The organism is Glycomyces paridis (genome assembly GCF_004912155.1).
Lineage (GTDB): Bacteria > Actinomycetota > Actinomycetes > Mycobacteriales > Micromonosporaceae > Glycomyces > Glycomyces paridis.
The window spans coordinates 92,780-112,355 of record NZ_STGX01000021.1; the positions used below are offsets into that span (position 1 = coordinate 92,780).

14 protein-coding genes are annotated in these 19,576 nt (G+C 71.5%); 6 read left to right on the forward strand and 8 right to left on the reverse strand.

The annotated features are described in order from the left end of the window. Positions 1-5: 5 nt before the first annotated feature. Together E9998_RS22735 and E9998_RS22740 are read right to left on the reverse strand one after the other, a co-directional pair. Positions 6-995, reverse strand: coding sequence for an ABC transporter permease (locus tag E9998_RS22735; protein WP_136531987.1), 990 nt, complete (start codon positions 993-995; stop codon positions 6-8). A gap of 37 nt (positions 996-1,032) precedes the next feature. After that, on the reverse strand, positions 1,033-2,709 hold the full coding sequence (locus tag E9998_RS22740; protein ID WP_136531988.1) for an ABC transporter substrate-binding protein: 1,677 nt from the start codon (positions 2,707-2,709) through the stop codon (positions 1,033-1,035). Between the two features lie 140 nt (positions 2,710-2,849). Here E9998_RS22740 and E9998_RS22745 point away from each other — a divergent pair, with 140 nt between their 5' ends. The 4 genes from E9998_RS22745 (at position 2,850) to E9998_RS22760 (ending at position 8,739) form a co-directional block, all read left to right on the forward strand. Further along, a complete protein-coding gene (locus tag E9998_RS22745) occupies positions 2,850-4,121 on the forward strand; it encodes an ROK family transcriptional regulator (RefSeq protein WP_136531989.1) in 1,272 nt (423 codons plus the stop codon). Then, complete coding sequence (locus tag E9998_RS22750; RefSeq protein WP_136531990.1) at positions 4,118-6,250, forward strand: alpha-galactosidase; 2,133 nt, start codon at positions 4,118-4,120, stop codon at positions 6,248-6,250. The genes E9998_RS22745 and E9998_RS22750 overlap by 4 nt, the downstream gene beginning before the upstream one ends. Before the next feature lie 123 nt (positions 6,251-6,373). Beyond that, positions 6,374-7,588: an ROK family transcriptional regulator gene (locus tag E9998_RS22755; protein ID WP_158299948.1), complete on the forward strand. Its 1,215-nt coding sequence runs from the start codon at positions 6,374-6,376 to the stop codon at positions 7,586-7,588. A 104-nt stretch (positions 7,589-7,692) separates the two neighbouring features. After that, entirely contained in the window at positions 7,693-8,739 is a 1,047-nt protein-coding gene (locus E9998_RS22760; RefSeq protein WP_136531992.1) for an NAD(P)-dependent alcohol dehydrogenase, read from the forward strand. A 44-nt stretch (positions 8,740-8,783) separates the two neighbouring features. Here the strand turns inward: E9998_RS22760 and E9998_RS22765 are convergent, their stop codons facing one another. Genes E9998_RS22765 through E9998_RS22780 form a run of 4 tightly spaced genes read right to left on the reverse strand, consistent with a single transcriptional unit; the run spans position 8,784 to position 13,977 of the window. Further along, positions 8,784-10,844, reverse strand: a complete 2,061-nt coding sequence (locus tag E9998_RS22765; protein WP_136531993.1) for a glycoside hydrolase family 2 protein — start codon at positions 10,842-10,844, stop codon at positions 8,784-8,786. A gap of 3 nt (positions 10,845-10,847) precedes the next feature. Then, a complete protein-coding gene (locus E9998_RS22770) occupies positions 10,848-11,705 on the reverse strand; it encodes a carbohydrate ABC transporter permease (RefSeq protein ID WP_136531994.1) in 858 nt (285 codons plus the stop codon). 2 nt (positions 11,706-11,707) lie between these two features. Continuing rightward, positions 11,708-12,625: a carbohydrate ABC transporter permease gene (locus E9998_RS22775; RefSeq protein ID WP_136531995.1), complete on the reverse strand. Its 918-nt coding sequence runs from the start codon at positions 12,623-12,625 to the stop codon at positions 11,708-11,710. Continuing rightward, complete coding sequence (locus E9998_RS22780) at positions 12,622-13,977, reverse strand: ABC transporter substrate-binding protein (protein WP_136531996.1); 1,356 nt, start codon at positions 13,975-13,977, stop codon at positions 12,622-12,624. The genes E9998_RS22775 and E9998_RS22780 overlap by 4 nt, the downstream gene beginning before the upstream one ends. A gap of 82 nt (positions 13,978-14,059) precedes the next feature. Between E9998_RS22780 and E9998_RS22785 the strand changes: the two genes are divergently transcribed. Next, a complete protein-coding gene (locus E9998_RS22785; RefSeq protein WP_136531997.1) occupies positions 14,060-15,094 on the forward strand; it encodes a LacI family DNA-binding transcriptional regulator in 1,035 nt (344 codons plus the stop codon). 121 nt (positions 15,095-15,215) lie between these two features. On the opposite strand, the gene E9998_RS22790 is transcribed toward E9998_RS22785, so the two are convergent. Both E9998_RS22790 and E9998_RS22795 read right to left on the reverse strand, forming a co-directional pair. Continuing rightward, positions 15,216-17,549, reverse strand: coding sequence for an endo-1,4-beta-xylanase (locus tag E9998_RS22790; RefSeq protein WP_158299949.1), 2,334 nt, complete (start codon positions 17,547-17,549; stop codon positions 15,216-15,218). A 206-nt stretch (positions 17,550-17,755) separates the two neighbouring features. Beyond that, positions 17,756-18,388, reverse strand: coding sequence for an FMN-dependent NADH-azoreductase (locus E9998_RS22795; RefSeq protein ID WP_136531999.1), 633 nt, complete (start codon positions 18,386-18,388; stop codon positions 17,756-17,758). A gap of 115 nt (positions 18,389-18,503) precedes the next feature. Here E9998_RS22795 and E9998_RS22800 point away from each other — a divergent pair, with 115 nt between their 5' ends. Further along, positions 18,504-19,109, forward strand: coding sequence for a TetR/AcrR family transcriptional regulator (locus tag E9998_RS22800; RefSeq protein WP_136532000.1), 606 nt, complete (start codon positions 18,504-18,506; stop codon positions 19,107-19,109). Positions 19,110-19,576: the final 467 nt, after the last annotated feature.

Here is a 19,576-nt window from a genome sequence, read left to right on the forward strand (position 1 = left end):
TCCCGTCAGGACCGGGCGCGGGTGCGCGGGTCGATCAGGCCGTAGAGCAGGTCGACCACGAGGTTGGCGCCCAGCACGGCGAGGGTGATGAAGAGGAACACGCCTTGCATGAGCGCGTAGTCGTTGTTCGTCACCGCGCCGAGGAGCCGGCCGCCGATGCCCGGGTAGGAGAACACCTGCTCGGTGATGACCGAGCCGGAGACGACGAACCCGAGGGAGATCGCGAAACCGGCGACCGAGGGGAGGACGGCGTTGCGGGAGGCGTAGGAGCGCAGGATCTTCATCGGGGTGAGGCCCTTGGCCTCGGCGGTGAGGATGTAGTCCTCGGAGAGGGTGGAGACCATCATGTTGCGCATCCCCAGGAGCCAGCCGGCGATCGAGGCGAGCACGATCGTCAGGGCCGGCAGGAACCCGTAGGTGATGGCCGAGGAGATGAACTCCCAGTTCCATCCCGGGGTGAGGACGACGTCGTAGCCGCCCTGCATGGGGAACCAGCCCAGGACGCGGGCGAGCAGGTAGGTGAGGATGAGGGCGAGCCAGAAGTAGGGGACGGCGGCCAGGAGCGTCGTGGAGGGCACGAGCGTGTCGAGCCAGGTGCCCGGCTTCCAACCCACGAAGGCGCCCAGGGCGACGCCGAGGACGGCGGCGATGATCGTGGCGATCCCGACGAGCACCACGGTCCAGGGCAGGGACGTGAGGATCACGTCGGAGACCTTGGTCGGGTAGTAGCTCACCGAGACGCCCAGGTCGCCTCTGGCGAGGTTCTTCAGGTAGTCCCAGTACTGGACCCACAGGGGGTCGGAGCTGTCGCCCCCGAGGAGGAGCGCGTACGCCTCGCGCGTCTCCGGGGTCACCGTGCCGCCTCGCTGCTGGAGTTTGGCCAGCAGGATGTCGACGGGGTTGCCCGGAAGCATGCGCGGGATGGCGAAGTTCAGCGTCAGCGCGGCCCATAGGGCGACCGCGTAGAAGCTCAGTTTGCGTACGAAGTAATTCACGGTGTTTCGACTCCTCCTCGGGGACGACGGGGGCTCGTCAGCCCTGAGGCTCGAGGCGCTTGAAGATCTCGGCCGCGTCGAACGCGGACCAGACCGCCGGGAAGGCGTAGAGGTCCTCGCCCGAGGGCCAGCCGGAGAACTCGGCGGTGTTCCAGATGCTCGTCGTGCCGCCGGTCAAGACCGGCACGTACGGCATGTCCTCGATGATCGCGCCCTGGATCTTCTCGAAGTACTCCTGGCGGGCGGCCAGGTCGTCCAGCGGGAGGGTGGAGAGCTCGTCGATCGCGGCGTCCACATCGGGGTTGTCGTAACGCGAGTAGTTGTTGCCGGCGCTCTCGCCGACCTCGGCGCCCGAGGCGGAGCTGTAGAAGTAGTTGTAGAGGTAGTACGGGTCGGGCGCGGGGCCCTGCCACAGCGAGTCCATCGCGAGCTGGAAGTTGCCGGAGACCTTCTTCTCGGTCCACTCGTTCCACGAGGACTGGGCGGCGACGAGCTCGATGCCCGCCTCCTTGGCCTGGGAGGCCATGGTGTCGATCGCGGTGATGTAGTCGGTCCAGCCGGTGACGACCTCGACGGTCAGCGAGAGGCGCTCGCCGTCCTTGGCGTAGATGCCGTCGTCGCCCAGGGCCCAGCCCGCGGACTCCAGGGACTCCTTGGCGTTGTCGGCCAGGGAGCGCTCGGGGGCGCTGAGCTCGGTCACCACGGGGGTGAGGTACTGGTCCTGGCTCGGGGTCAGGGTGAACGCCGGGGAGATCTCGTTGGCGGTCTCCATGAACGCGAGGTTGTTGAGCTGCTCGCGGTCGAGCGCGTAGTAGAGCGCGTGGCGCACGGCCGGGTCGGTCTGCGGACCCGTGCAGCCGAGGTCGGCGTTCGAGCAGGTGGCGAGGACCATCTGGTTCTGCCACTGGGTGAACGCCTCGTAGTTCGGGAAGTTCTTGTTCGTGTTCTGGATGTCCGGGATCGGGCCGGTCTGCCAGTCGATGGTCCCCGCGGCGATGGCGTCGGCGCCGGCCTGGTTGCCCGAGAGGGAGATGAAGCGGACTTCCTTGACCTTCGGCTCGTCGCCCCAGTAGTCGGCGTTGGCCTCGATCGTGTAAGCCTGCGGCTTGAACTCCTTGAGCGTGAACGCGCCGGTGCCGATCGGCTCCTCGATGACGTCCTCGACCGGGTTGATGTCGGCCCACAGGTGCTCGGGGACGATCGGGGTGTTCATGAGGTCGGGGCCCTTGACGAACGTGGGCTCCTCGAACGAGAAGGTCACGTGGGTGTCGTCGACGGCCTCGACGGTGCCGTCGAAGCCGCCCGCGTTGATCGAGGGGGTCTCCTTGAGCATGTCGAAGGTGAAGACCACGTCCTCGGCGGTGAAGTCCTCGCCGTCGCTCCACTTGACGCCGTCGCGCAGGGTGACGGACAGGACGGTGCCGTCCTCGTTCCAGGCCTGCTCGGTGCCCAGCAGCGGGACCGGGTCGGAGACCTGGGCCTTGTTGTGGAAGAAGAGGGTCTCGTAGATCGTGCCCAGGCCGCCGATGCGCGAGGGCGAGAAGGGGTTGAAGTTGATCTGGTAGTCGCCGGCCTGTCCGGTGTAGACGACCAGCGTCGAGGCGTCGCCGCCTCCCGAGCCGGAGCCGGTGCAGGCGGTCAGCGTGAGGCCGAGCGCAGTCGCGCCGACGAGCGCTCCCACGGCCCTGCGCCGAATTCCGTTGGTGGGTGACATCTTCGTCCTTTCGAGTCCGGGGCTGCATCGCCCACGGAGCTGGAGGGGGGCGCCGACCCGCGGCGCACGGACTATTATTAACGCGTTAAATTTAACCTGTCAATAAGAAAATCCGATGAACTTTCAGAGGGGGTCGAAACATGGCGGACAACGGGACGGCCCGTGCCACGACCGCCGTTCGCGTGCTCGACCTCCTGCGTGCGAGCGGTACGCTCAGTCGCGTCGAGCTCGCAGAACGTTCGGAGCTGACGCCCGCGACGATCACCAACGCGGTGCGCCGGCTCATCGACGCCGGGCTGGTCCGGGAGGTCGGCCGCGACCCGCAGCAGGGCCGCGGGCAGCCCCGGCGGCTCCTCGAACTCGTCGCGAGTGCGTGGTATGCCGTCGGTATCCAGATTGACCGGACAACGACCACCATAGTCGTCCTCGACTTCGCCGGAACGCGGGTCGCCAGTGCGGGACTGCGGGGCTCGGGTGCTACCGGTCCGGAGCAGACGGTGCACGCCCTCGCCGAGCACCTCGGGGCGCTCCTGCGCCGCGCCGACGTGCCGCGCAGCCGGGTCCTGGGCGTGGGCCTGGTGACCCACGGGCCCCAGGACCGCGAGCGCGGGATGCTCCTGACGGCGCAGCCCGGTCCCGAGTGGATGGAGTACCCGCTCACCGGGACACTCGAGGGTCTGATCGGGCTGCCGGTGCTGCTGGAGAACGACGCCACGGCGGCGGCCTTCGGCGAGTGCTGGGCCGGCGGGCTCCCCACCGACACGTTCGGCCTGGTCTACATGGGATCGGGCATCGGCGGCGGCGTCGTGGTCGAGGGCGAGGTCTACCGCGGCCGGGCCTCGAACGCCGTCGAGATCGGGCACGTCGCGCTCAACGGCGGCGAGGCCCCGTGCGTGTGCGGCAACCGCGGCTGCGCCCAGGCCGAGGCCGGACCGGAGGCCGTGGTCGCCAAGGTCCTCGCCGACCCGGACCTGGCCGAGCGGCTCGGAGTGCGGGGCGCGCCGGACGGCACGCTCGCCGACTTCGAGCGGATCGCGCGCGCGTGGCGGGCGGGCGACCCCGAGGCGACCGGGCTGCTGGAGCGCTCGGCGCGGTGGATCGGGCAGGCGGCGGTGGCGCTGGTGAACCTCTTCGACCTCGACACCGTGGTGCTGGCGGGTCCGGCGTTCGTCATCTCCGGACAGCTCTACCGTGAGCACGTCGCCGCCGAACTGGAGCGCAGCGCGCTGAGCCGGGTGCTGCGGCGCCCGAGCGTGCTCGTCTCATCCAATGTGGACATCGCTGCGGCCACCGGCGGCGCCCTGCACGTCCTGCGCACGCTGCCGATGTCCTCGCCCGGGAGGGGCCCGTGGGCCCCGGCGCGGGCGGCGGCCGAAGCGTGGCCGATCCCGAACACCGAAGGAGCAACGTGAACACCAGAACCTGGACGACGCTGCGGCGCGACGGCGTCGCCCTCATCCTCGCCCACGAGTCGACCGGGCTTCCCGCCGTCCTCCACTGGGGACGCGACCTCGGCGGTCTCGACGAGGCCGACCTCGCCGCGTTCGAACGGGCCACCAGCCGCCAGACCGCGCCGGGGACCCTCGACGCCGCCTGGCGCGTCCCGCTCGTGCCGCAGGAGTCCGACGGCTGGTCGGGCAGGCCGGGCCTGCTCGCCACCCGCGGCGGGCGGCCGGTGTACCCGCGCTGGACCACGGCCGTGGCCGAGGCCGACGAGTCCTCGGCGCGCTTCGAGGCGACCGACGCCGAAGCGGGACTCGTGCTGCGCCTCGACGTCTCGATCGGCGCGGGCGGGCTCGTGCTCCTCTCGCACGAACTGGCGAACACCGGCGCGGAGCTGGACGTGGCGTGGCTGGAGGCGACGCTGCCGGTGCCGCGCTCGGCCGACGCGCTCACCTCGTTCGCGGGCCGCTGGACCCGCGAGAAGTCGCCGTCGACGGGCGCGATGCCGCGCGGCACCAACGTCCGCGAGACGCGCCGCGGACGCGGCGGCCACGACGCCCCGTGGGTCACGCTGGCCTCCGAGGGCGCCCCGCGCGGGCGCGGCGGCGAGGTGTGGGCCGTGCACCTGGGCTGGAGCGCCGACGTGCGCCACCGCACCGACCGCGGCCCCGAGCACCCGACCGTGCTGGGCGCCGGCGAGCTGCTGCGCCCCGGCGAGATCCGCCTCGCCTCGGGTGCGGCCTACCGGACCCCCACGGCGTACTTCGCGTGGTCGGACGCCGGGCTCGACGGCGTCGCCGACCGCTTCCACACGTGGATGCGGGCCCGCCCCCAGCACCCGCGCACCCCGCGCCCGCTCGTGCTCAACACCTGGGAGGCGGTGTACTTCGACCACGACTTCGACAAGATCGCCGCCCTCGCGCGCAAGGCCGCGGCCGTCGGCGTCGAGCGGTTCGTGCTCGACGACGGGTGGTTCCCCGCCCGCCGCTCCGACACCGCCGGGCTCGGCGACTGGACCGTCGACCGCGAGGTGTGGCCCGAGGGCCTCGAACCGCTCGCCGACCTCGTCCACTCCCTGGGGATGCAGTTCGGGCTGTGGTTCGAGCCGGAGATGGTGAACCTCGACTCCGACCTGGCGCGGGCCCACCCTGAATGGCTCCTCGCCAACCCCGCGTCCGTGCCCTCCCCCGAGGGTCTGTCGTTCCGGACCCAGTACGTGCTCGACCTCGCGAACCCCGAGGCGTTCGAACACGTGCGGGGCCAGATGTCGGCACTCGTGGCGGCCCTGGGCATCGACTTCATCAAGTGGGACCACAACCGCGACCTCGTCGAACCCGTCCACGAGGGGGCGCCGGGCACGCACCTCCAGACGCTCGCGGCCTACCGGCTCATCGAACGCCTCAAGGCCGACCACCCGGGCCTGGAGATCGAGTCGTGCTCCTCCGGCGGCGCCCGCACCGACCTGGGCATCCTCGCGCACACCGACCGCGTGTGGGCCTCGGACTCCAACGACCCGGTCGAGCGCCAGGAGATCCAGCGCTGGACCGAGCTGGTGCTCCCGCCCGAGCTCATCGGCGCGCACGTCGGCCCCTCCCCCGCGCACTCCTCGGGACGGGCCACGCCCCTGTCGTACCGGATCGCGACCTCGCTCCAGGGCTCGGCCGGATTCGAATGGGACATCCTGACCTGCGACGACGAGGAGACCGAGCGGATCACCGCGTTCGCCGCGCTCTACAAGGAGCTGCGGGGCCTGCTGCACGGCGGCCGGGTCGTCCACCCCGACGTGTCCGACCCCGCCCTGCGCGTGCGCGGCGTCGTCGCACCCGACCGCTCCGAAGCGGTGTTCACCTTCGCGACGGTCGCGTCCCTGGAGGACGCCCTGCCCGAACGGGTGCGCCTGGCCGGGCTCGACCCCGACCGGCGCTACGCCGTGCGGGTCCGCGAAGAGGCGGGCGAGGCGCGCTGGGGCTGGGTCTTCCCGGCCTGGCTCGGGGGCGAACCGGTGGTCCTGACCGGCCGCGCGCTCATGGAGGCCGGCCTCCAGCCGCCGACGCTTTGGCCGATCCAGGCGGTCGTGGTGCATTTGACCACTGCGTGAGCTGGGAGCGGAGGCGCGCTTGTGCCTCCGCTCTCACTTTTCGGCTGCATCGTTTCCAGAGACGTCCAGTATGGTGTTCGATATCGCCTGCCGTTCATGGTGCCGTCACGCAAGGAGGCCGTGTTGCGATCGTTCGGTGCCGACACGCGCATGCCGACACTGGCCGTCGTCCTCGACCTCATCCGGGACCGCGGCGCGGTCAGCCGCGTCGAGCTCGCCGACGCCACCGGGCTCACCCAGGCCACCATGACCCACGCCGTCCGCAAGCTCATGGCCCTCGGTCTCGTCCACGAGGTCGGCACCCTCCCCACCACCCGCGGCACCCCGCGGCGGCTCCTGGGCCTGCGCCCCGACGCCTGCCACATGGTCGGCGTCCAGTTCGACCTGTACTCCGCGGTCGGCGTCGTGGTCGACCTGGCCGGGAATCTCGTGGCCGAGCGGAGCCTCCCGGCGCCCGGAGAGCGCGACCCCGACACGGTCGTCGCCGAGTTCGCCGAGCACGTCGGCGGGATGCTCGACGACGCCGGGCTCACCGCCGCGCAGGTCCTCGGCATCGGCCTCGCCACCTACGGCCCGCAGGACCGCGAGGCGGGCGTCCTCATCGTCCCGATGCCCACCCCCGAGTGGGCGGGCTACCCGCTCGCCGAGACCCTCGCCGCGGCCACCGGCCTGCCGGTGATCGTGGAGAACGACGCGACCGCCGCGGGCGTCGGCGTCCAGACCCTCGGCGGCTCGGCCTCCAGCTTCGCCGTGGTCTTCATGTCCGGCGGCATCGGCTCCGGCGTCATCCTCGACGGGCGCCCCTACCGCGGCGTCACCTCCAACGGCCTCGAACTCGGCCACATCTCCGTCGACGCCCTCGGCCCCGAATGCCACTGCGGCAACCGCGGCTGCCTCGACGGGTACGCCGGGCCCGGCGCCGTCGTCGCGAGCGCGCTCGCCGACCCCGAACTCTCGCGGCGCCTCGGGCTCGGCGCCGACCTGCTCACCGACTTCCTCGCGATCGGCCGCGCCACGGTCGCGGGCGACCCGGCCGCCGCCGCGCTCGTCGCCGCCTCCGCGCAGCGCCTCGCCGTCGCGACCGTGACGCTCGTGAACCTCTTCGACGTCGGACGGGTCGTCTTGGCGGGCAACGCGTTCGCCGACGTCGGGCCGGTCTACCGCGACGCCATCCAGGAGGTGCTCGACCGGTCGGTGTTCATGCGGGACGTGCACACCGTGCAGGCCGAGCTCGCCGGCGACGTCTCGCGGGCCGCCGCGGTCGGCGGCGCGGCCGTGGTGCTGCGCAACCTCCTCGAATCGCCGTACGCCGAACGGCGGACCGCCGCCGCGAAGTGAGCGCCGCGCCGACGGTTTTGCCGTCGGGGCCCTCATGGGCGACCATGGTGGTGCGCCGCGGACCGCGGGCGCCCCCCAGTGTCACCGAACCTCATGGAGCAACAGTGCTGACCGTCAACGCCTACGCCGCCACGTCGGCGACCGAGCCGCTGGCCCCGACCACGATCGAGCGCCGCGACCTCGGGCCGCACGACGTGCTCATCGCCATCGCCTACGCGGGCATCTGCCACTCCGACATCCACACCGTGCGCTCAGAATGGGGCCCGGCCTCCTATCCGCTCGCGCCCGGCCACGAGATCGTCGGCGAGGTCGCCGGGATCGGCACGGCCGTCACCGGGCACGCGGTCGGCGACCGGGTCGGCGTCGGCTGCATGGTGAACTCCTGCCGCGAGTGCGAGCAGTGCCGCAAAGGGCAGGAGCAGTACTGCCTCAAGGGCATGATCGGGACCTACGACGCGGTCGACCTCGACGGCACCGTGACGCAGGGCGGGTACTCCACGCACATCGTCGTGAACGAGGACTTCGTGCTGCGCGTGCCCGAGGCGATCCCGTACGAGGCCGCCGCGCCGCTGCTGTGCGCGGGCATCACCACGTACTCGCCGCTGCGCCACTGGGGCGCGGGTCCGGGCAAGCAGGTCGCGGTGGTCGGCCTCGGCGGGCTGGGCCACATGGCCGTCAAGCTCGCGCACGCCATGGGCGCCGAGGTCACGGTCCTGTCCCAGTCGCTGAAGAAGCAGGACGACGGCCTGCGCATGGGCGCCGACCACTACTACGCGACGAGCGACCCGGCCACGTTCAAGACCCTCGCCGGGACCTTCGACCTCATCGTCAACACCGTGAGCGCCAAGGTGAACGTCAACGCGTACCTGCGGCTGCTCGCCGTGGACGGGGCGCTGGTGAACGTCGGCGCGCCCGCCGAGCCGCTCTCGGTGCACGCCTTCGGCCTCATCATGGGCCGGCGCACCTTCGCGGGCTCGAACATCGGCGGGATCAAGGAGACGCAGGAGATGCTCGACTTCTGCGCCGAGCACGGCATCGCCTCGGAGGTCGAGGTCATCGCGGCCGACAAGATCAACGACGCGTACGAACGTGTCCTGGCCTCGGACGTGCGCTACCGCTTCGTCATCGACGCCGCGACCTTCAACGTGTAGAGAAAGGTGAGCGGGCCCCGTTGCGACGGGGCCCGCTTCTCAGTTCAGGCGAGGCCGGGGACGGGCGCGCCGGTGAACTCGCCGGGGCGCGCGCCGCGGCGGTTGGACGGCTCGACCTCGGCGGCGTCCAGGAAGGACCGCGCGAGGACGGCGCCCTCGGCGTCCACGAGCCACAGCAGGAGCCGCGCGGGACCGCCCGGGGCCGGGACCTCGACGCGGACCGCGGGCGAGAGCCGGAACGGCTCGGCCTTCACGGGAGCGCCCGGCTCGGGCGGCACGGCGACCGCGTCGACCGGCGTCCCGGCGGGCGCCCAGGCGGCGCGGACGGTGCCCGAGACGGCCTCGGGACCGTGGTGGGAGACGTGCGCGTCGACGGCGAACGGCGCGGTCGGCACCGTGACGTCGGCGCCGGCCGCGAGCGGCACGAGGTCGAGCACGAGCACCGTGGCGGCGTTGACGTCCGAGGGCAGGCAGCCGCCGCGGTCCTTGGGCCGCCGGTCGGTGTCCAGGAGCCCGGCGGACTCGTGCTCGACGTCGGCGAACTCGGTGTACACGTACCCGGCGAAGCGGTCGTGGCGGCGCAGCTCCTGGGTCTCCCAGCGCAGGTGCCAGGCGCGCTCCAGGCTCGTGAAGCCCTCGCCGTACTCGGAGTTGACGATCGGCAGGCCGCGGCGCGGCACGTCGGGCGAGGCGTAGAAGGACTTGTCGACGGTGAAGTCCGGGCCCAGGCGCACCGCGAAGGCGTCCTGCTCCCCCGAGGCCAGGCGCGCCACGGCGGCCTTCCACTCGGCGAGGTCCGGTTCGTAGTAGTGCCAGTCGACCAGGTCGGTGCGCACGTGGGACCACCCGGAGTTCTCCACGATCGGGCGCGTGTCGTCGAGGGCCCGCAGCAGTTCGTAGGCGCGGACGGCGGCCGCGGCGCGCTCGGGGCTGCCGGGGAGGTCCCAGTCCAGGCCCCACTCCTCGTTGTACAGACCCCAGATCACGATGCCGGGGTGGTTGCCGTCGCGTTCGACCATCGCCGGGAGCTGCGCCTCGAACGCCTCGGCCGCCTCGGGCGAGAAGCGGCTCGGGCAGGCCGGCTCGGCCCACACGAGCATCCCGGTGCGGTCGGCCTCGTGGAGCCACAGGGGCTCTTCGAACTTGAGGTGCTTGCGCACGAGGTTGTAGCCGAGGCCGCGGGCCAGGTCGAGGTCGCGCAGGAGCGATTCGGCGTCGGGCGCGGTGAGGCCGGTGTCGGGCCAGTAGCCCTGGTCGAGGACGCCGCGCAGGTAGGTCCGCTCGCCGTTGAGGTACAGCTCCTCGCCGCGGGCCTCGAAGCGGCGCAGACCCGTGGCGGCGGTGACGAGGTCGTCGCCGGTGCGGACCTCGACGGCGTACAGGTGCGGGTCCTCGGGGGACCACAGGCGCGGCTCGGCGATCTCGATGCGGCCCTTCGCGGTGCCGTGGGCGTCGGCGGTCAGGGTCGCGGTCGCCCCGGCGACCGAGGCGGTGACGGCGTGGCCGGCGGGGGCGTCGCCGGCGAGGACCACCGTGACGTCGATGCCGGTGAGGCTGTCGCCGCGCAGGGCCACCGAGCGGGCGTAGGTGCGCCCGCGGGCCTCCAGCCACACCGTCTGCCAGATGCCGGAGGTCGGCGTGAAGGAGACGCCGTCGTAGTCGTCGCGCGGGATCGACCGCTGCTTGCCGTGCGGGATCGCCCGCTTGTCGGCGGGCGCGGTCACCGCGACCTCCAGGACGGCGGGCACGCCGGGACGCAGGTGGTCGGTGACGTCGAACTCGAAGGACTCGTAGCCGCCGGTGTGCTCGCCGACCGCCGCGCCGTCGATCGACACGACCGCGCGGTGGTGCACGGCGCCGAAGGAGAGCACGATCCGCGACCCGTCCCAGTCGGCGGGCGCGGTGACGCCCCGCCGGTAGGTCCCCGATTCCAGCCAGGTCCGGTGCACCCCGGAGGCCGCGCTCTCCCAGGCGAACGGGACCGTGATCGGCCCGACGTAGCCGTCGGCCGCGAAGTCCCAGCGGCCGTTGAGGTTGCGCCAGCGCTCGGACCGGTCGCGGTCGGGCCTGGGGTATTCGGGGCGGGGGATCGGGTTCGGTGTCATGCGTCAGCCCTTCACGCTGCCGGCGAGGATGCCGTTGATGAAATGCCGCTGGAGCAGGATGAAGAGCACCAGCAGCGGAATGAGTGCGACGGAGCTCGCCGCGAGGAGTTCGCCGGTGACGGCGGCGTAGTCGGCGCCGATCCGGTTGCCGGTGATGTTCTGCGCGAGCGTGGAGAGCACGACCTGGAGGGTCGCCATGCGCTCGTTGCTCGCGGCCACGACGGGCCAGACGAAGTCGTTGTAGATGTTCATGACGGTGAGGACGCCGAGCCCGGCGAGGCCGGGGCGGATGACGGGGACGACGACGCGCCAGAAGATGGCGAACTCGCCGCAGCCGTCGACGCGGGCGGCGTCGAGGAGTTCGTCGGGGACGGCCGAGATGACCTGCCGCATCCAGAAGATCGCGAAGGCGTCGACCGCGCCGGGGAGGATGAGCGCCTGGTAGGTGTTCACCCAGCCGAGCTCCTTCATCTCCAGCAGCAGCGGGATGATGAGGACGATCGTGGGGAGCATGAGGGTGACGAGGACGGCCCCGAAGACGAGGTTCTTGCCGATCCACTGGTACTTCGCGAAGGCGAGGGCGGCGAGCGGGGCGAAGAACATGGTGCAGGCGCCCTTGAAGAGGAGCACGACGGCCGTGTTGAGGAAGCCCTGGCCGATCGGGACGTCCTGGAACATCGCGGTGTAGTTGTCGAGGTTGAACGTCGAGGGGTCGAACGCCAGGGGCGCGCGCACGATGTCCTCGGCGGGTTTGAACGCCGAGAGCAGGGCCCAGCCGACGGGGAAGAGGAAGGCGACGAGCAGCAGCATGAGGAACAGGTGCGAGCCGACGCGCGGGCGTGTCGCTTCGTTGGCGGCCATCGTCAGTCCTTCGCTCGCAGGAGGCGGACGAACAGGAGCGACAGCGCCATGACGAGGACGACCAGGAGGAACGAGTTCGCCGCCCCGGTGCCCAGGTCCGCCCGGGTGATGTGGTTGTAGAGGTAGTAGCCGGCGGTGGTGGTGGAGTTGTAGGGCCCGCCCTGGGTGACCACGAAGGGCTCGGCGAACATCTGGAAGACCGCGAGGGTCTGGAGGACGACGGCGAAGCCGATGGTGCGGCGCAGGAGCGGGACGGTGATGTTCCAGAGCTGGCGGGCCTTGGAGGCGCCGTCGAGGTCGGCGGCCTCGTAGATGGAGGCGTTGATGGACTGGAGTCCCGAGAGCAGGATGATCACGATGAAGCCGGTGGTCTTCCACAGGAACAGGAGCGCGAGGGTCGGTTTGGCCCAGGCGCTGGTGGTGAGCCAGCCGGTGTCGGGGAGTCCGAAGAGGCCGAGGAACGCGTTGACGGCGCCGTAGCGCTGGTCGAAGAGGACGACCCAGATCTGGGCGACGGCCACGAGCGGGGTCACGAACGGGACGATGAACGCGACCCGGTAGAGGCCGCGGAGGCGGAGTTTCGCGTTGTTGAGCAGGACGGCGACGAGGATGCCCAGGACGATCTGGACGGGGACGATGAGCAGCCACAGGATCGCGGAGTTGCCCAGGGAGGACCAGAACGCGGGGTTGGTGAGCAGGTAGGTGTAGTTGTCCCAGCCGACCCAGGTGGCCGCCCCGGTGCCGCGCCAGTCGGTGAAGGAGAGGCGGGCGGTGAAGAACAGCGGGTAGACGCTGAAGGCGGCGAAGATCGCGACGAAGGGCAGCACGAAGAGGTACGGCGCGGCGCGCCTGCGCAGGCGCGCCGTGCCGCGCCCGGCGCGAGGGGCGCGCCGGGTCGCGGTGGCGGTCGGCGCCGTCACTGGCGGTCGACCAGGTTCGTCTGGATGTCCTCACTGGACTGGGCGAGGACTTCCTGGGGGGTCATGTCGCCGTCGAGCATCCGCTGGACGTTGTTGCCGAGGTAGTCGACGGCGCCGGTCCACCAGGCGGGGGTGGGCGTGCCGCCGGGGATCTGGGCCCCGGCCTCGGTGGCGACGGTCCACAGGTCCTGGCCGCCGAGGGCGGTGATCTCGGAGTAGAGCGGCTTGGCGGGGTCGGCGGCGGGCGTGTAGCTGGGGATGGAGGTCGCGAGCCCTTCGGGGTAGACCTCGCCGGGGCCCCACACGGCGGCGTACCCGGCCGGATCGAACATGAGGAACTCGTAGAAGAGCCAGGCGAGGTCGGCGTTCTTCCCGTCCTTGGGGAGGACGAAGGAGGAGCCGCCCATGGCGCCCGAACGGGCGCCGCCGGTCTCCCAGGCGGGGAGCTGGGTCGCGCGCCAGTCCCCCGTGGTCTCGGTGAGGACCTGCTGGGGCGCGAACGAGAACCAGATGGCCCAGGGGTAGAAGACCTGGTTGCCGTTGTCGAGTTCGGCGATGTCGGTGGGCGTCAGGTATTCGGCGCGGGTGCCCAGGCCCTCGGCGCGCACCGTGTCCAGGAAGGTGAGGATCTGCTCGAACTCGGGCGTGTCGAGGCGCAGGTTCCCGTCGGCGTCGGCGATCGAGGTGCCGAGCTGGCTCGCGTACATCTCGAGTTGGAGCTGGCCGAGGAACGCGGACTGCTCCAGGTGGATGGGCGCGGCGCCGGGCACGGCGGCCTGGTAGTCGCGGGCGGCCTGGAGCAGGTCGTCGTAGGTGGCTATCGCGTCGACGTCGATCCCGGCGGCTTCGAGCGCGGTCGCGTTGTAGAACAGCAGGCCCGGGTCGAGGTCGAAGGGGACGCCGTAGACGCCGCCGGCGACGGTGTTGACGTCGAGCTTCTGCTGGGCGATGTCGGCGGCGTAAGGGGCGAGCACGTCGCCGAGGTCCCACAGGTAGTCGGTGAAGCCGCCGACCTTGGCGTCGTCGAGGAAGACGCCGTCGGGCACGTCGGCGCCGGTGATGAGGGTGTTCTGGAGCTTCGCGTCGATGTCGACGGCGACGTGGTTCACGGTGATGTCGGGGTACTTGGCGTTGAACGCCGCGATCGTGCCTTCGAAGACCTCGAAGAGGTCGCCCGAGCGGTCCCAGATCGTGATCTCGCCCTTCGTGCGGTCGGGCGCCTTGAGGAGTTCTGAGGCGCCGGACTCGTCGTCGGAGGCGATGTCGGGACCGCAGGCGGCGAGGGCGGGGGCCGCGGCGGCGAGCCCGGCGGACGCGATGAGGGCGCGTCGCCGGAGGAGATGGCGTTGCATGGAACACTCCCTTGTGTGATTTTCCATCGTGTGCAAAAGGTAGCACCCCTTTGCCGACGTTGCAAACGGTAGGATGGCCCGTATGCCGGCAACCCTCCGCGACGTCGCCGAACTGGCGCAGGTATCAGTCCGAACCGTCTCCAACGTGGTGAGCGGGTACGAGCACGTCTCCGAGCGGATGCGCCAGCGCGTGCTCACCGCGATCCGCGAGCTCGACTACCGCCCCAACCCCGTCGCCCGCACCCTCCGCACCGGCCGCACGGGGATGCTCGCGCTCGTGGTGCCCGAGATCGACGTACCGTACTTCAGCGAACTGGCCCGGGACGTGATCGACGCGGCCGCCGAGCACGGCTACCGCGTCATGATCGACCAGACCGGGCACGACCACGAGCGCGAGCGGCGCCTGCTCATGGGCGACGACCGCACGATGCTCTTCGACGGCATCCTCTTCAGCCCCCTGGTGACGAAGTCGGAGCTGCTCGACATGCACCGCTCCGAGCACATGCCGCTGGTGCTGCTCGGCGAGCACGAGTTCGACGGCCGGTTCGACCACGTGGCGATCGACAACGTGCGGGCGGCGAAGGACGCGGTGGCGCACCTGGTGGCGACCGGGCGGACGCGGATCGCCGCGATCGGCGCGCAGCCGCTGGAGGAGTACTCGACGCCGCTGCTGCGCACCGCCGGTTACGAAGCGGCCCTTGCCGAGGCGGGGCTGGAGGTGCCCGCGGCGTACGCGACCCCGGCGCCGCACTACAGCCGCACCGACGGCTACGCGGCGGCGACGGCGCTCATGGCGCTCGACCCGCGGCCGGACGCGGTCTTCTGCTTCTCGGACCTGCTCGCGGTCGGCGCGATGCGCGCGATCGCCGACGCGGGGCTGCGCGTCCCCGACGACGTGGCGGTGATCGGGATCGACGACATCGAGGAGGGCCGGTTCGCGCGGCCCTCGCTCTCGACGGTCTCGCTGGACACGCCGTTCATCGCGCGCGAGGCGGTGCGCCGCATCGCGGCCCGGATCGAGGACCCGGGCGCGGCGGCCGAGGAGGTCGTGGCCCCGCACCGTCTGGTCGCCCGGGAGAGCACGTTGGGACCGGGCGAGGGTCCGGGGATCGGCTGAGGCCTGCGGAAAGGCCCGGTCACGGGCGGATCGGTCCGCCTGCGGCCGGGCCTGAGCCGGGAACGCGGCGGGGACGGGACCGCGTGGGGTGGTCGCGGTCCCGTCCCCGTCCTCTATGCGGTTATTCGCCCCAGGCGGCGGCGCGGCGGCGCCGGACCGTCACCAGGGTCGCGGCTCCGGCCAGGGCCAGGACCGCGGCGCCGGCGAAGGCGACGGTCAGGCCGAGGCCGGTCGTCGGGAGCTTGCCGCCGCCGTCGCCCTCGTCGACCTCTTCGACGAGTTCGGCGATGCCCCAGTTCGCGTTGGTGTTCCAGGACAGGCCGGTCGGGTCGTACCAGGTGCGCACGCCGGTGCGGGCGCCGTCGGTGCCGTCGTTGACCTGGAGTTCCAGGCCGTGTTCGGCGCCGACCACGCCTTGGCCCTCGGCGAGGGTCAGGGCGACTTCGACGCGGTAGCCGGTGTCGGTGACCGCGGCGGCGCTGGTGAGCTCGCCGGAGTCGGGTCCGTTGCCGCCCAGGCTGACGGCGTTGGTGAAGCTGACGCGGTACTGGCCGTCGGCGTCGCCGTAGCCGCCCTCGCGGGCGTTGCCGGGGCTGAGGAACAGCTCCACGGAATCCTGCTCCCAGGGGTTGACGCTGGACTCGTCCAGCTGCGGGTCGGTGACCTCGAAGAGCGCGTAGAGCGCGCCCTCGTCCCACATGAGCGAGACGTCGGCCTTCGCGCCGCTCTCGTCGCCTTCGATCACGACGTCGGTGGCGACGGTGTTGGCCTCGTCCCAGGCGGCCTCGCGTTCGCCGTCGATCGCCGGGGCGGCGTCGGCGAGCGGGACCTGGACGCGGGCGAACTCGGGCGTCTCGGTGTCGGGCACCTCGGGCAGGCGGGTCGGGTCCACGATGCCCCAGTAGGCCCACTTGGAGCGGAGGTCGTCGCCGAAGAGCAGCGGCGCCTCGAGCGGCCGGGTCTCCGAGCGCAGCCAGCTGCGGCCGTCGTGCAGGCCCCACACGGTCACCGATTCGAGCTGGTCGGCGTGCTCGCGGTACATGGCGAACAGGTCGCGATAGTAGTGGCCCTGCTCGACGAGGCGGGCTTCGAGTTCGGGGAACTCCACGCCTTCGCCGGGGGCGCCGATCGCGATGTCGAGTTCGGTGACGGACTGGAGGACGCCGAGGCCGGCGAACTTGTCGAGGGTCTGCTCGACCTGGTCGATCGAGGTGTTGAGGTTGATGTGGGTCTGGTGGCCGACGCCGTCGACGGGGACGCCCGCGGCGAGCATGTCCTCCACGAGGTTGTAGAGGTTGTCGCGCTTGCCGGGGTTCTCGGTGCCGTAGTCGTTGATGTAGAGCTTCACGTCGGTGGCGCCGACCGCGTCGAACTGCTCGCGGGCGATGCGGAAGGCCTCGTAGACGTAGTCGGGGCCGTCGAAGATCTCGTACCAGCGGCTGTGGCGGTAGACCTCGGCGTTGTTGTCGCTGATGACCTCGTTGACGACGTCCCAGGCCCAGATGCGGTCGCCGTAGTGCTCGGCGAGCGCGCCGATGTGGGCTTCGAGCCGGTCGGTCATGATCTGGCGGTCCTCGTCGGAGTCGCCGAGGGGCTCGCCGGCCTTCGGGTGGCCCGCGGGGTACTGGAACCACCACTCGGGGACCTGGCTCGTGTGCCACAGGAAGGTGTGGCCGTAGACCTCCATGCCGTTCGCCTCGGCGTAGTCGACGAGTTCGTCGGCGGCGTCGAAGGTGAAGGTGCCCTCGGTGGGCTGGATGGCGTCGGGCTTCATGTGGTTCTCGGCGGTGATCTGGTTGAAGTGCTTGCCGAGCAGTTCGCCCGAGGGGCCGGTGAGGTCGCGGGGGTCGACGGCCGCGCCGATGCGGAAGTCGTCGGCGAGGACGTCCTTGAGGGACGGGATGTCGTGCTCGACGCCGGGCGGCGTGAGCTCGGTGACGGTGAAGTCGTCGATGAGGTAGGAGGCGTCGACGGTGGGCGACTCGACGTAGAAGGTGAGGGCGTCGGCGGGCGAGGCGATGGAGTACTGCCCGCTCAGCTCGGTCCACTCGGTGCTCGCGGGGGCCTGGTAGACGACGGAGTCGTAGGAGGTCCCGGCGGCGTCCTCGCGCTGGACGGTGGCGGTGAGGAGTTCGCCGGCGCTGTCGTCGGCGAAGCGGACCTTGAGGGCGATCTCGTAGAGGCCGCCGGGGGCGACGAGGCCGGTGAGGTCGAAGGAGGGCCCGTGCCAGTCGGCCGAGCGGCCGGTGGTGAGCAGGGCGCCGTCCTCGACGGCGAGGGTCACGGGGCCGCGGGGGGCCCAGGCGCCGACGGTGCCGTCCTCGAAGTCGGAGGTGTGGACGACGTCTTGGGCCGCGGCGGGCTGGGCGAAGGCGAGGGAGGCGAGGAGGAGTGCGCCGGTTCCGGCGGCAAGCGTTCGCAGGCGCCGCTGCCGGTCTCGGGGTCGGTCGTTCATGGGTGTGCAGCTCCGTTGCGGAGGAGGGATAGGGCGTTCCGAGAGTTTCGGAGATTCTGTGAAACTTTCGGATGAGGGTGGTGCCATGGTATGAGGGATATCCACGGCTGTCAATCGCGGCCCCCCGGCCGTTCCGCTCCGTACCCGAATGCCCGTTCCGCGCACGACGAAGGCGCCGGTCCCGCGGACCGGCGCCTCGTGGTGGTTCAGGCCCCGGCGAGCGCCCGGCCCGCCTCGCGCGCGGCCGACTGCGCCCGGACGTGCTGCTCCTCGGCGATCTCGCGCAGGGACTCCATGCCCGGCGTCGTCGCCGCCAGCGTCAGCTCGCGCTTGACGACGGTGAGGTCGGCGCCCCAGATGTCGCCGAGCACCCGCTCCAGGTACGGCGTCGAGTGGTCCCAGCCCTCGCGCGGCGCCCCGGGCCCGTAGCCGCCGCCGAGGGTGGTGACGAGGACCGTCGGCGTGCCCTTGAGGACCGGCGTGGTCGGGCCCGCCCCGGCGATCACCAGGTCGGCCCACGTCTTGAAGTGCTGCGAGACGCCGTAGTTGTACAGCGGCACGGCCAGGATCGCCGCGTCGGCGGCCTGGAGCTCCTCGGCGAGGACGGCGGCGAGCGCGACCGCGTCCGCCTGGCCCTCGGTGCGCTCGTCCTCGGCGGTGAAGCCCGCCACGGTGGCGTCGACCCAGGCCTGCGCGGGCAGCGGGTCGGTGCCGAGGTGGCGGCGGACGACGGCGCCCCCGGGGTGGGCGGCGGTCCACTCGGCCTCGGCGAGGTCGGCGATCCGGGCGCTGGAGGAGGTGCCGGGCAGGATGCTGGCGTCCAGTCGGAACAGGTTCATGTCAGGGAGTCCTTCGGTGCGTCGGTGCGTTCGCGGCCGAGGCGCCTTCGGCTCGGACCGCCCCATCATAAACGGACCGTCCCCCGCTTATATTCCCGGGAGGTACATTGACCCCGTGGATCGACCTCTCGTGCCCTTCGGAAAGCCGCGCACCGAACGCGCCGACGCCGCCCGCAACCGCGAGCGCCTCCTCGACGCCGCCCGCCGGATGATCGCCGAGCACGGCGTCGAGCAGGTCACCATGGACGGCCTCGCCGAACGCGCCGAACTCGGCAAAGGCACCGTCTTCCGCCGCTTCGGCACCCGCGCCGGCATCTTCAAGGCCCTCATCGAAGCCGACGAGCACCGCTTCCAAGCACAGGTCCTCTCCGGCCCCCCACCCCTCGGCCCCGGCGCCGACCCCGTGCCGCGCCTGGTCGCCTTCGGCCGCGCCCGGATCGCATTCCTCTTGGAGCACCGCGCGCTGGCCCGGGCCGCAATGGAACCGGGCCAACCGCTCCCCGGAGGCGACGTCGACCTCACCGCCCTCCACCTCCGAGTCCTCCTCGCCCAAGCCGACCCCGACCTCCCCAACCCCGACGGCCTCGCGATCATGCTCAAGGCCGCCCTCGAAGGGCCGCCCCTCATGTTCCTCGCCTCCGAACCGCCGCGGCCGCTCGAAGAGGTCAAACTCGTACTCGGCGAGGGATGGCGAACGCTGATCGAACGCCTCCTCTCCTGAGGGAAACCTCTTCTCCTGGGGAGGGATTGGACAGTCCCGCTTCAGTCAAAAGACGGCGGCGATGAGGGGTGGTGTGGCGTGGGGCGGGTTGGTCGGGGCCGGGTTCGTGTGGGTGGCGGCTGTCTTCGCCACATCCGCGCGCCCTGGTCGTCGTAGAGGCCGTGTCCGCGTGGGTGGCAGAGGAGCGCGGCGAGCGGGCGACCCGATTGGGGTTCGCGGGCGTGCCGGGGCTGGAGTTCGACCCGGGGCCGGGGCCGGTCCGCGGCCGGGGTTCGGTCGGCCTCCGTATCCGCCCGGTCGCTCCCGCTCTGCCCGCCTCCGCATCCGCCGTTGTCACCGCCCCGTGCTCCTGTGCCACGCGCTGCGTCATTGTCGTTTCCGTTGCGGCGCTGTGGGAGTGGCGGCGAACGTGAGCGTCTTGTCATCGTGTGGGTGATGACGATGGTCTTGCTGGGTGTCATGATTGA